Origin of the sequence: Chryseobacterium sp. SIMBA_029 (assembly GCF_046535275.1) — a bacterium.
Lineage (GTDB): Bacteria > Bacteroidota > Bacteroidia > Flavobacteriales > Weeksellaceae > Chryseobacterium.
On record NZ_JAWRXA010000623.1, the window covers coordinates 1 to 252 of the forward strand.

Annotated in this window: 1 pseudogene; it reads right to left on the reverse strand. The window is 36.5% G+C overall.

Features of this window, described 5'->3' with window-relative positions:
- Positions 1–229 (reverse strand): annotated as a pseudogene (locus tag SB679_RS25475) (hypothetical protein); the annotation flags it as partial.
- Positions 230–252: the final 23 nt, after the last annotated feature.

A 252-nucleotide genomic window follows, 5' to 3' on the forward strand; every position in this document is an offset into this window, starting at 1 on the left:
GTTTATTATTAATATATACCTGCTTGGTTTGATAGTCATTCACATTCAACACCCATTTTTCATCCTGCTTTGTGAATCCCAGTCTTTCATAATGATCCTTTACCATTTGGTTTTTGGAAGTGGGGATAAATTCTCCCTCTATATATTTGTATCCGTTTTTCTGAGCGGTAGCTACAATGGTATTCAGGGTAAAATCCTCCATTCCTCTTTTCAGAACACGGCAGCTCATTAGCCATGTATTGATAAAAAGAG